This window comes from Pseudomonas sp. LBUM1647 (assembly GCF_059716175.1).
In genome coordinates this window covers 1,891,653-1,904,521 of record NZ_CP166809.1, presented here as the reverse complement: position 1 = coordinate 1,904,521, position 12,869 = coordinate 1,891,653, and the positions used below count along the sequence as shown (strand labels likewise).

The window sequence follows — 12,869 nt, the reverse complement described above, 5'->3', positions numbered from 1 at the left end:
AGGCACTTTCTTATTAATAACCGAGTGTTCGGTCCGCACAATTCAATAACGGTTCACCGGTATTCAAACGGCGAAAGTTCTCTGCTACTTGTTCGGCGATACAGTCGTGGGAGGCCGCGGACGCCATGTGCGGAGTGATGGTGACGCCGGGCATTGTCCAGAGACGGTGATCGACCGGCAGCGGTTCTTGTTCGAAAACATCCAGCAACGCACCGCGCAGTTTTCCTCGAGCCAGGGCTTTTTCGAGGTCGTCGATATTCAGATGACCGCCGCGACCACAATTGACCAGCGCGGCGCCATTGGCGAGCCGCTCGAACGTTGCGCTGCCGAGGATGCCGCGGGTTTCGCTGGTCAGCGGCAACAGGTTGATCAGCAACTCCAATCCATCGAGAAACGGGTTCAGTTTTTCCGCTCCGGCGAACGTCTGTACGCCCAACAAATCCTTGCTGCGACGCGCCCAACCACGAACGTCGTAACCGGCGGCGGCCAGGTCCTGGGCAATGGCGCTGCCCAACGACCCAAGCCCCATCACACCGACCTTGAACTGCCCCGCCGCCCGTTGCAGCGGCCGCTCCCAACGCTGGTCCTGTTGCTGCAACAGCACCTGATCGAAGCCGCGGTGATAGTGAATCGCCGCCCAGCGCACGTACTCGGTCATGCCTTGGCGGTGACCGGGATCGACCACTCTGCAGATCGGCAGATCCGGGCACGACGGGTCGTGATCGAGGTGATCGATACCGGCGGCCACCGAGTGGATGACTTGCAGGTTCGGCAATGCGGTGAGGCTGCCCGGCAAGGGAAACCAGCATGCGGCAATCTGCGCGTTGGCAGCCTGCGGATCATCGGCCAGGACTGCCTTGAGTTGCGGCGCACTGCGGGCAAATGCGGCCTGCAATTGCTTGAGTAGAAGACTGTCGCGGGACAGCAGAACCACGGTATTGGTGACGGTTTTCACGATAAGTAGGACTCACGCTGGGATTCGATCAAGGTCAGGGCGGCCTCCCAGGCCAGGTCGATGATGTTGTCCTGCTCATCGCGGTCAAACTGCTCGGCGGTGTGCGCACAGACTTCCGGGGACGGGTAATGCAACGCCGAACCACCGGACAACGCCGCAACTTGCGCCTGACAGGCACGCTCCAGGAAGTGAATCTCCTGGAACGCCTGGGCCACTCCAAAACCACCGACCAACAGTCCATGATTGCGCAGGATCATCGCCCGGTGCGGCCCCAGATCGGCAATCAAACGCTCGCGCTCATCCAGCGACAGCGCGATGCCTTCATAGGTGTGATACGCCAACTTGCCGTAAAACTTCAGCGCGTGCTGACTGATCGGCAGCAAGCCTTGTTTCTGCGCGGCGACCGCCATGCCAGCGGCTGTGTGGGTGTGGATCACGCAGTTGAGGTCCGGGCGGGCCATGTGGATCGCCGAGTGAATGACGAAGCCGGCGGCGTTGACCCGATGACCTTCATATTCCGGGTCAACGACTCGCCCGTCCTGATCGATACGCACCAGGTCCGAAGCACGCATGCGGTCGAAAATCACCCCGTAGCGGTTGATCAGAAAATGGTGCTCTGGCCCTGGAATACGCAGGGTGATGTGGGTGTCGATCAGGTCGGTCATGCGAAAGTGCGCGACCAGGCGATACAGCGCAGCCAGCTCGCAACGGGCTTGCCATTCAACCGGGCCGATGTGTTCAGGTTTACTCACGAATACACCTCTTTAGCAGCGTGGGTGACGACCGGGTTGGCGCGCAGGCGGGCCAGGCCGCAAACACCGATCAAGGACAGGGCCGAGAGCAAGGTGAAGAACACCGCCAACGGCAACCATTGTCCGGAAAACTTGCTCGCCAGCAGCGTGCCGATCAGCGGCGTGGTGCCGCCGGCCAGCGCGCAGCTGAGTTGGTAGGCGATAGAAATGCCCGAGTAGCGCAGGTGCACCGGGAACGCCTGGGTCATGTAACCGGCGATCACCGCGTACAGCGCCGAGAGAATCACCACCGCCAGAGCGATGCCGACAGTCATCAGCACAATGTTCTGTGTGCCCACCAGCATGAACATCGGGTACGGCGTGACCATGCACAGCAGCGCGACGAGTTTGAGGAAGCGGCCTTCGCCGATGCGCTCGGCCAGCAACGCGGAGAGTGGTTGCGAGAGCAGCTGAATGACGGTTACCAGGAACAGGCAATCGAGAATCGTCGAGCGCGCGATGCCTTGGTACTGGGTGACGTAGGTGATCATGAAAGTGTTGGTAAAGAAGAACCCGGCCGAACCGATGGTCACGGCGGCGGCAGCAAACAGGATCTGTCGCCAGCAGGTGCGGATCACGTCCTTCACCGGGTACTTGGAAGTCTCGTTATTGTCCCGGGCCTTGGCGAACTCCGGCGACTCGTGGACGCCGGAACGGATCATCAGGCCGACCATCATCAATACACCGCTGGCGAGAAACGGCAGACGCCAGCCCCAGGCGAGGAAGTCCTCTGGCTCAAGCGATGTCACCAAGCGAAAAGCGATCAAGGCCAGCAGCAAACCCGCCGGGCTACCGAGTTGAGCGAACGATGCATAGAAAGTCTTGCGCTTGGCCGGTGCGTGCTCGCTGGCCATCAGCACCGCCCCGCCCCACTCGCCACCGACGGAAATGCCCTGGATCAAACGCAGCACAATCAGACCGACCGGTGCCCAGATGCCGACGCTGGCGTAGCTGGGCAACAGACCGATGCCGGCGGTCGCCAAACCCATCAGCGCCATGGTCACCAGCAGCATTTTCTTGCGACCCAGGCGATCACCCAGATGACCGAAAACCATGCCGGCCATTGGGCGAGCGATGAAGCCGACGGCGAAACTGCCGAACGCTGCCAGGGTGCTCATCACCGGGTCGTGGCTGGGAAAGAACACTTGCCCGAGCACCAGCGCTGCCGCCGTGGCATAGATGTAGAAGTCGTAGAACTCGATGGTCGTGCCAATGAAGGCTGCCGCCGCCGCTCGACGCGGTTGAGGGGTAGTGTGCATGCAAGGACCCTGTGTATTTATAGTTTTGGGCAGGTACTGAAGGCTGTTTACGGATTGCACTCTGTGGCGCTTGTTAGCTTTATCGCTTCCGTGCCAGGATTAGTCAATTTTCAAATTCTTATCTTTACTATTAGCCTTGCTACTACATGGAGTTTTTATGCCCTCCACTTCTAACCCTTGGGTCGGTCGCCGCTTTCTGAATGACCGCCTCGACTGGAACCTGTTACGCACCTATTTGGTGATCGGCCAGGAAGGCAGCATGAGCCGGGCCGCCGCGCGATTGCACATCACGCAGTCAGCCGTCAGCCAGGCACTGAAACGGCTGGAGGAACAATTGGAATGTGTGTTGATTGCCCGCAGCGGGCGACGGTTTGATCTGACGGAAACCGGGGAAGAAGTCCTGCGCATTGCGGCGGACATTTACGGCGATATTTCACGACTGGGCACAGTGGTGGAGAGTCGTAACGACGACGTGGTCGGCAAGGTTCGCATCCTTACCGTCAGCGGCGTGCAGGCACGACATTACGACGAGTTCCTCGCCGATTTCCACGAAACCCATCCGAAAATCGAGTTTGAAGTCGAGGTGATGGGTAGCTCGAACATCATCAGTTCACTGCTGCAAAAGACGGCGACCATTGGTGTCGGCCTGTGCCGTTTACCGCAGCCGCGGCTGGAGCAGCGAGTACTGTTTCGTGAGACTTATGCGTACTTCTGCGGGCAGCGTCATCGGTTGTTTGGGCAAGAAAATCTGACCCTGGAACAGCTCGCGGCGGAGAATTTTGTCAGCTTCACCAGTGACCAACTCGGGGGCAATCTTTCACCCCTGACATTGTTCCGCGACCAGCAAGGCTTTACCGGCAAGATCGTCGCGTCATCGACGAGTTTCGAAGAAATTTATCGCTTGATCTGTTCAGGGTTCGGCATTGGCTGCCTGCCGACGCACCTGGTACGAAGGGATGTCGAGCAAGGTTTGCTCTGGCGTTTACCGCCGGAAGATGGGGTGGTGGATTTCGATATCCAGCTGTTGTGGAATCGTGAGCAGAAGATGAGTCAGGCCGAAACCGTGTTCCTCGAAAGCTTCCAGCACATGCTCAGTATTCGTGAGCCTGTGCTGTGAAGCCTTGATCGTTTAGACGTGAGGGTCGCCCGGCACTTTGCTCGGTGTAGCGTATTGCGGCTTCAGGTGGCCGTCCTGATCGAGTAACCAGGCATCCATGATCTGCCGCACCACGGGACCTGCGACTCGACCGCCGGCCTCACCGTTTTCGATCATCACCGAGATGACAATCTTCGGATGTTCGGCCGGGGCAAAACCGACAAACAGGGCGTTGTCGCGGTTGCGCTCAAGGGTTTTCGCCCGGTTGTAGCGCTCGCCTTGCTTGATCGCCACCACTTGCGCGGTACCACTCTTGCCCGCGATACGGTACTGGGCACCCGCCGCTGCCGCCCGGGCAATCCCGCGAGCGTCGTGCATCACCATTTGCATGCCGTGGTTGACCTGCTCCCAGTCACGCGGGTCTTTCAACAGGATGTTCGGCATTGGATGCTCATCCACTGGCGCAACACCGTCCACGGTTTTGGCCAGGTGCGGGCGATTCCAGACACCTTTGTTGGCGATCAGTGCAGTGGCCTGGGCCAGTTGCAGGGGCGTGACCTGCATGTAGCCCTGGCCGATGCCGAGGATCACGGTCTCACCCGGGAACCATGCCTGACGGCGCGTGGCACGCTTCCAGGCTTGCGATGGCATCAGGCCGGCAGACTCTTCGAACATGTCCAGCGAGACTTTCTCGCCGAGGCCGAACATGGCCATGTAGTCATGCAGGCGATCGATACCCAGCTTGTGGGCCAGGTCGTAGAAATAGGTGTCGTTGGAGCGCATGATCGCCGCATCCATGTCCACCCAGCCATCGCCGCTGTGGTTCCAGTTGCGGTATTTGTGATCGAAGTCCGGGAGTTGGTAATAACCGGGGTCGAAGACTCGGGTCTGCGGGGTAACGACGCCGGCGTCGAGGCCGGCAATGGCCACTTCAGGCTTGATGGTCGAACCCGGTGCGTAGAGACCGCGCAGGACGCGGTTGAACAGCGGCCGGTCGATCGAGTCGTGGAGCGCTGCGTATTCCTTGAAGCTAATCCCGGTAACGAACAGGTTCGGGTCGAAACTCGGCTTGCTGACCATCGCGAGTACTTCGCCGGTCGACGGATCGAGTGCGACCACCGAACCGCGACGATCACCCAAGGCCTCCTCGGCGGCTTCCTGAAGTTTGACGTCGAGGCTCAGTACGATGTTTTTGCCGGGGATCGGGTCGGTGTGCTTGAGCACTCGCAGGACCCGGCCCTGAGCGTTGGTTTCGACTTCTTCGTAACCCACTTGGCCGTGCAATTGCGACTCGTAGAATTTTTCGATGCCGGTCTTGCCGATGGATTGAGTGCCACGGTATTCCACCGTGTCCAGGGCTTTGGACTCTTTCTCGTTGATGCGGCCGACATAGCCGATCGAATGCGCAAAGTGCGCGCCCATCGGGTAGTGGCGAACGAATTGTGGCTCTACGTCGATCCCCGGCAGACGGAACTCGTTGACCGCCAACACGGCGATCTGTTCTTCGCTGAGTTCGTAGAACAAGGTGACCGGCACGAATGGATGGCGCGCCTGCTTCATCGCCTTGTCAAACAACGAGCGGTCTTCGGTCGGCAAGTGCAGGAGGCTGACCACTTCATCCAGTTCCTCTTTGACATCGGAGGCGCGTTCACGGGTGATGGTCAGGTTGAAGCTGGGACGGTTGTCCGCAAGAACTACACCGTTGCGGTCATAGATCAATCCGCGCGTGGGGGTGATCGGCAGGACATGGACGCGATTGTTTTCTGAGATCGTAGAGTGATAGTCAAATTCGACCACCTGCAGGACATACAGGCGCACCACCAGCGCACAGGTAATGACGACAACGAACAGGGCGCAAGCCATCAGTCTTTTGTTGACCAGGCGCGTCTCTTTTTCGTGGTCCTTGATCGGTATCGGTTGGGGCATTTCTGCAGCAGCTCTTTGACTGTAAAGGGGGGTGCCGATCCGTAGGCTTGTAATCAGTCCGTTAAAAAACGAGCTGCACCATACCAAAAACCGGACGGTCACTTTAGTGCGATTTCCTCTAACGGTTGTCCTTGAAGACTAAAACGTCGTTCGGTTTCTTTATGACTCGTGCGTTTTGCTCAAGATTGATATTCCCATTCATGCATTTTTCTTGAAGGAGGGCCTGTAGATACTGGGTGTATGTCATTCCGTTATGTTTTTTTGGAGTCTTTTCATGCATCCACGATTTCAACGTTTACTGGGCTCCAATGGATTTTCCATTGGGCTTGAACTGCCGCTGGATAATGATTGGTCCAGCGATGGGCAGCGGTTGCGGATTGCCGAAGACCGGCCTTTTGGTGTTCCGGACCTGAAGCAGCACGCCGCTATGGCGCGCCTCGCAGACAAGGCTGGTTTCGGCGCTTTGTGGGTACGCGATGTGCCGGTTTATGATCCCAATTTTGGTGATGCGGCACAGGTGTTCGAAACCTTTTCCTACCTCGGCTACCTGGCAGGGATCACCGACAACATCATGCTGGGTACAGCGGCGGTTGTATTACCGCTACGCCAACCTTGGTTAACGCTCAAGGCAGCCAACAGTGTTGATGAACTGAGTGATGGACGTCTGCTACTGGGTGTGGCCAGTGGCGACCGACCAATGGAGTATCCGTTGTTTGGTGTGGACTACGATCAGCGGGGAGAGATCTTTCGCGATACGGTCGAGTTGTTGCGCAGCCAAGGTGAAGGACGCTTGCCGGAAGGTGCTCGCCTGTTACCGAAGCGAGATCAGCCAGTACCATTGTTGGTCGCAGGTCTTGGTCAGCAATCCCCTGCGTGGATCGGCCAACACATGGACGGCTGGCTCGCCTACCCTGGTACTCCGGAGGAACATCGGCGCCGAGTGGGACTGTGGCGAGAGGTCGGTGGCGATAAACCCTACATCAGCTTCGTTCACCTGGATCTGGCGGCCAATCCTCATGCACCGATGCGACGCGTGCGTTTTGGCGGCAGTTGCGGGAGGCTGGCACTGATCGATGAGCTCCAGGCTTTGCGTGAAGCAGGTGTGCAGCACGTTGGCTTGCATCTGCGTCGTAGCGAGCGACCGGTTGCCGAGGTTATTGAAGAGATCGCTGAATACGTTCTGCCGAAGTTTCACTAACGATGCTGCTGGAACCTGGGATAGCCGATGGACTATCCCTTTTTCGCCACGCCACTTTCCTGCGGACAAAACAAAACCCCTACCTGCATACGCAGATAGGGGTTTCGGAATTTAATCTTGACGATGACCTACTCTCACATGGGGAAACCCCACACTACCATCGGCGATGCATCGTTTCACTGCTGAGTTCGGGATGGGATCAGGTGGTTCCAATGCTCTATGGTCGTCAAGAAATTCGGTAGCCAGGTCGTTCTCCTTACGGATCACGCTCCAGCGAATGGGTATGCGATAGTTTGGTGTTTTGTGAGTATCTCGAACTTTCGGTTCGTTTCGTCTTCACACACCGCAATCTGGCCTCTTTCGAGTTCACAAATTGCTTGGGTGTTATATGGTCAAGCCTCACGGGCAATTAGTATTGGTTAGCTCAACGCCTCACAGCGCTTACACACCCAACCTATCAACGTCGTAGTCTTCGACGGCCCTTCAGGGGACTCAAGGTCCCAGTGAGATCTCATCTTGAGGCTAGTTTCCCGCTTAGATGCTTTCAGCGGTTATCTATTCCGAACATAGCTACCCGGCAATGCCACTGGCGTGACAACCGGAACACCAGAGGTTCGTCCACTCCGGTCCTCTCGTACTAGGAGCAGCCCCTCTCAAATCTCAAACGTCCACGGCAGATAGGGACCGAACTGTCTCACGACGTTCTAAACCCAGCTCGCGTACCACTTTAAATGGCGAACAGCCATACCCTTGGGACCGGCTTCAGCCCCAGGATGTGATGAGCCGACATCGAGGTGCCAAACACCGCCGTCGATATGAACTCTTGGGCGGTATCAGCCTGTTATCCCCGGAGTACCTTTTATCCGTTGAGCGATGGCCCTTCCATACAGAACCACCGGATCACTAAGACCTACTTTCGTACCTGCTCGACGTGTCTGTCTCGCAGTCAAGCGCGCTTTTGCCTTTATACTCTACGACCGATTTCCGACCGGTCTGAGCGCACCTTCGTACTCCTCCGTTACTCTTTAGGAGGAGACCGCCCCAGTCAAACTACCCACCATACACTGTCCTCGATCCGGATAACGGACCTGAGTTAGAACCTCAAAGTTGCCAGGGTGGTATTTCAAGGTTGGCTCCACGCGAACTGGCGTCCACGCTTCAAAGCCTCCCACCTATCCTACACAAGCAAATTCAAAGTCCAGTGCAAAGCTATAGTAAAGGTTCACGGGGTCTTTCCGTCTAGCCGCGGATACACTGCATCTTCACAGCGATTTCAATTTCACTGAGTCTCGGGTGGAGACAGCGCCGCCATCGTTACGCCATTCGTGCAGGTCGGAACTTACCCGACAAGGAATTTCGCTACCTTAGGACCGTTATAGTTACGGCCGCCGTTTACCGGGGCTTCGATCAAGAGCTTCGCGTTAGCTAACCCCATCAATTAACCTTCCGGCACCGGGCAGGCGTCACACCCTATACGTCCACTTTCGTGTTTGCAGAGTGCTGTGTTTTTAATAAACAGTCGCAGCGGCCTGGTATCTTCGACCGGCATGGGCTTACGCAGTAAATGCTTCACCCTCACCGGCGCACCTTCTCCCGAAGTTACGGTGCCATTTTGCCTAGTTCCTTCACCCGAGTTCTCTCAAGCGCCTTGGTATTCTCTACCCAACCACCTGTGTCGGTTTGGGGTACGGTTCCTGGTTACCTGAAGCTTAGAAGCTTTTCTTGGAAGCATGGCATCAACCACTTCGTCACCCAAAGGGTAACTCGTCATCAGCTCTCGGCCTTAGAATCCCGGATTTACCTAAGATTCCAGCCTACCACCTTAAACTTGGACAACCAACGCCAAGCTGGCCTAGCCTTCTCCGTCCCTCCATCGCAATAACCAGAAGTACAGGAATATTAACCTGTTTTCCATCGACTACGCTTTTCAGCCTCGCCTTAGGGACCGACTAACCCTGCGTCGATTAACGTTGCGCAGGAAACCTTGGTCTTTCGGCGTGGGTGTTTTTCACACCCATTGTCGTTACTCATGTCAGCATTCGCACTTCTGATACCTCCAGCAAGCTTCTCAACTCACCTTCACAGGCTTACAGAACGCTCCTCTACCGCATCACCTAAGTGATACCCGTAGCTTCGGTGTATGGTTTGAGCCCCGTTACATCTTCCGCGCAGGCCGACTCGACTAGTGAGCTATTACGCTTTCTTTAAAGGGTGGCTGCTTCTAAGCCAACCTCCTAGCTGTCTAAGCCTTCCCACATCGTTTCCCACTTAACCATAACTTTGGGACCTTAGCTGACGGTCTGGGTTGTTTCCCTTTTCACGACGGACGTTAGCACCCGCCGTGTGTCTCCCATGCTCGGCACTTGTAGGTATTCGGAGTTTGCATCGGTTTGGTAAGTCGGGATGACCCCCTAGCCGAAACAGTGCTCTACCCCCTACAGTGATACATGAGGCGCTACCTAAATAGCTTTCGAGGAGAACCAGCTATCTCCGAGCTTGATTAGCCTTTCACTCCGATCCACAGGTCATCCGCTAACTTTTCAACGGTAGTCGGTTCGGTCCTCCAGTTAGTGTTACCCAACCTTCAACCTGCCCATGGATAGATCGCCCGGTTTCGGGTCTATTCCCAGCGACTAGACGCCCTATTAAGACTCGCTTTCGCTACGCCTCCCCTATTCGGTTAAGCTCGCCACTGAAAATAAGTCGCTGACCCATTATACAAAAGGTACGCAGTCACCCAACAAAGTGGGCTCCCACTGCTTGTACGCATACGGTTTCAGGATCTATTTCACTCCCCTCTCCGGGGTTCTTTTCGCCTTTCCCTCACGGTACTAGTTCACTATCGGTCAGTCAGTAGTATTTAGCCTTGGAGGATGGTCCCCCCATATTCAGACAAAGTTTCTCGTGCTCCGTCCTACTCGATTTCATGACTAAGAGATTTTCGCGTACAGGGCTATCACCCACTATGGCCGTACTTTCCAGAACGTTCCGCTAATCTCAAAGCCACTTAAGGGCTAGTCCCCGTTCGCTCGCCACTACTAAGGGAATCTCGGTTGATTTCTTTTCCTCAGGGTACTTAGATGTTTCAGTTCCCCTGGTTCGCCTCTTAAGCCTATGTATTCAGCTTAAGATAACCATCTTATGATGGCTGGGTTCCCCCATTCAGACATCTCCGGATCAAAGTCTGTTTGCCGACTCCCCGAAGCTTTTCGCAGGCTACCACGTCTTTCATCGCCTCTGACTGCCAAGGCATCCACCGTATGCGCTTCTTCACTTGACCATATAACCCCAAGCAATCTGGTTATACTGTGAAGACGACATTCGCCGAAAATTCGATGCTTGCTCATAAAGAGCAACTCACAAATTTTACCTTAGCCTGATCCGTCACCAGTGAAAGTAACGTTCAGTCTATCTTTCTATCACATACCCAAATTTTTAAAGAACGATCTAGCCAAAGACTAGAAATCAACATTCACCATCACCAGGATGGAATGCTCATTTCTAAGCTTTCAACAACAGAAGCAGTTAGTGGTGGAGCCAAACGGGATCGAACCGTTGACCTCCTGCGTGCAAGGCAGGCGCTCTCCCAGCTGAGCTATGGCCCCGTATTTCTACAGGTTCCCACACAAAATTGGTGGGTCTGGGCAGATTCGAACTGCCGACCTCACCCTTATCAGGGGTGCGCTCTAACCAACTGAGCTACAGACCCAATTTCGGGCTGCTTCTTATCGTCTTCTTCAATGAATCAAGCAATTCGTGTGGGAGCTTATGGAGCAGCTGATGTCGTCGATTAAGGAGGTGATCCAGCCGCAGGTTCCCCTACGGCTACCTTGTTACGACTTCACCCCAGTCATGAATCACACCGTGGTAACCGTCCTCCCGAAGGTTAGACTAGCTACTTCTGGTGCAACCCACTCCCATGGTGTGACGGGCGGTGTGTACAAGGCCCGGGAACGTATTCACCGCGACATTCTGATTCGCGATTACTAGCGATTCCGACTTCACGCAGTCGAGTTGCAGACTGCGATCCGGACTACGATCGGTTTTCTGGGATTAGCTCCACCTCGCGGCTTGGCAACCCTCTGTACCGACCATTGTAGCACGTGTGTAGCCCAGGCCGTAAGGGCCATGATGACTTGACGTCATCCCCACCTTCCTCCGGTTTGTCACCGGCAGTCTCCTTAGAGTGCCCACCATTACGTGCTGGTAACTAAGGACAAGGGTTGCGCTCGTTACGGGACTTAACCCAACATCTCACGACACGAGCTGACGACAGCCATGCAGCACCTGTCTCAATGTTCCCGAAGGCACCAATCCATCTCTGGAAAGTTCATTGGATGTCAAGGCCTGGTAAGGTTCTTCGCGTTGCTTCGAATTAAACCACATGCTCCACCGCTTGTGCGGGCCCCCGTCAATTCATTTGAGTTTTAACCTTGCGGCCGTACTCCCCAGGCGGTCAACTTAATGCGTTAGCTGCGCCACTAAGAGCTCAAGGCTCCCAACGGCTAGTTGACATCGTTTACGGCGTGGACTACCAGGGTATCTAATCCTGTTTGCTCCCCACGCTTTCGCACCTCAGTGTCAGTATCAGTCCAGGTGGTCGCCTTCGCCACTGGTGTTCCTTCCTATATCTACGCATTTCACCGCTACACAGGAAATTCCACCACCCTCTACCATACTCTAGCTTGTCAGTTTTGAATGCAGTTCCCAGGTTGAGCCCGGGGATTTCACATCCAACTTAACAAACCACCTACGCGCGCTTTACGCCCAGTAATTCCGATTAACGCTTGCACCCTCTGTATTACCGCGGCTGCTGGCACAGAGTTAGCCGGTGCTTATTCTGTCGGTAACGTCAAAACACTTACGTATTAGGTAAATGCCCTTCCTCCCAACTTAAAGTGCTTTACAATCCGAAGACCTTCTTCACACACGCGGCATGGCTGGATCAGGCTTTCGCCCATTGTCCAATATTCCCCACTGCTGCCTCCCGTAGGAGTCTGGACCGTGTCTCAGTTCCAGTGTGACTGATCATCCTCTCAGACCAGTTACGGATCGTCGCCTTGGTGAGCCATTACCTCACCAACTAGCTAATCCGACCTAGGCTCATCTGATAGCGCAAGGCCCGAAGGTCCCCTGCTTTCTCCCGTAGGACGTATGCGGTATTAGCGTCCGTTTCCGAGCGTTATCCCCCACTACCAGGCAGATTCCTAGGCATTACTCACCCGTCCGCCGCTCGCCACCAGGTACAAGTACCCGTGCTGCCGCTCGACTTGCATGTGTTAGGCCTGCCGCCAGCGTTCAATCTGAGCCATGATCAAACTCTTCAGTTCAAACATCTTTGGGTTTTTAAGAAACCCTAAACTTGGCTCAGCAATCGTTGGTTACATCTTTGATTTCTCGCGGAGTAACTTGTGATGCTGATAATCTTGTTGACTATCAGTCTGACTCCACAAGCACCCACACGAATTGCTTGATTCAGTTGTTAAAGAGCGGTTGGTTAAGATCTTTCGTCTCAACCGAGGCGCGCATTCTACAGCAGCCTCTGTTGCTGTCAAGCGGTTATTTTTCGAAGTTTTCAAAGTTTCCTTTGCAACTTCAACCACTTGTGCTTCCGATCTCTCGTTAGCGGGAGGCGAATTCTACA

6 protein-coding genes, 2 tRNA genes and 3 rRNA genes are annotated in these 12,869 nt (G+C 55.4%); 2 read left to right on the top strand and 9 right to left on the bottom strand.

Annotation, left to right across the window (positions count from 1 at the left end; all coding sequences use genetic code 11):
• Positions 1-13: 13 nt before the first annotated feature.
• Genes ACA059_RS08650 through ACA059_RS08640 form a run of 3 tightly spaced genes read right to left on the bottom strand, consistent with a single transcriptional unit; the run spans position 14 to position 3,005 of the window.
• A complete protein-coding gene (locus ACA059_RS08650; RefSeq protein WP_497633420.1) occupies positions 14-955 on the bottom strand; it encodes a 2-hydroxyacid dehydrogenase in 942 nt (313 codons plus the stop codon).
• Entirely contained in the window at positions 952-1,707 is a 756-nt protein-coding gene (locus ACA059_RS08645; protein WP_497633419.1) for a class II aldolase/adducin family protein, read from the bottom strand. The genes ACA059_RS08650 and ACA059_RS08645 overlap by 4 nt, the downstream gene beginning before the upstream one ends.
• On the bottom strand, positions 1,704-3,005 hold the full coding sequence (locus ACA059_RS08640; RefSeq protein WP_497633418.1) for an MFS transporter: 1,302 nt from the start codon (positions 3,003-3,005) through the stop codon (positions 1,704-1,706). The genes ACA059_RS08645 and ACA059_RS08640 overlap by 4 nt, the downstream gene beginning before the upstream one ends.
• Before the next feature lie 157 nt (positions 3,006-3,162).
• On the opposite strand from ACA059_RS08640, the gene ACA059_RS08635 reads away from it, so the two are divergent.
• Positions 3,163-4,122, top strand: coding sequence for a LysR family transcriptional regulator (locus tag ACA059_RS08635; RefSeq protein ID WP_497633417.1), 960 nt, complete (start codon positions 3,163-3,165; stop codon positions 4,120-4,122).
• Between the two features lie 12 nt (positions 4,123-4,134).
• Here ACA059_RS08635 and mrdA read toward each other — a convergent pair whose 3' ends face one another.
• Positions 4,135-6,027 carry a penicillin-binding protein 2 gene (gene mrdA / locus ACA059_RS08630; RefSeq protein ID WP_497633416.1) on the bottom strand — a complete coding sequence of 631 codons (1,893 nt, stop codon included), beginning with the start codon at positions 6,025-6,027 and terminating at the stop codon, positions 4,135-4,137.
• A gap of 274 nt (positions 6,028-6,301) precedes the next feature.
• Between mrdA and ACA059_RS08625 the strand changes: the two genes are divergently transcribed.
• On the top strand, positions 6,302-7,225 hold the full coding sequence (locus ACA059_RS08625) for an LLM class oxidoreductase (protein ID WP_497633415.1): 924 nt from the start codon (positions 6,302-6,304) through the stop codon (positions 7,223-7,225).
• A 115-nt stretch (positions 7,226-7,340) separates the two neighbouring features.
• Here ACA059_RS08625 and rrf read toward each other — a convergent pair.
• The 5 genes from rrf to ACA059_RS08600 form a co-directional block, all read right to left on the bottom strand.
• Positions 7,341-7,456 (bottom strand): 5S ribosomal RNA (rrf, locus tag ACA059_RS08620).
• 157 nt (positions 7,457-7,613) lie between these two features.
• Positions 7,614-10,505: ribosomal RNA gene (locus ACA059_RS08615) — 23S ribosomal RNA — on the bottom strand.
• 249 nt (positions 10,506-10,754) lie between these two features.
• Positions 10,755-10,830 (bottom strand) — tRNA-Ala (locus ACA059_RS08610).
• 27 nt (positions 10,831-10,857) lie between these two features.
• A tRNA-Ile gene (locus ACA059_RS08605) sits at positions 10,858-10,934 on the bottom strand.
• 82 nt (positions 10,935-11,016) lie between these two features.
• Positions 11,017-12,555: ribosomal RNA gene (locus ACA059_RS08600) — 16S ribosomal RNA — on the bottom strand.
• The 16S, 23S and 5S rRNA genes sit together here with 2 tRNA genes alongside, the layout of an rRNA operon.
• Positions 12,556-12,869 lie beyond the last annotated feature (314 nt).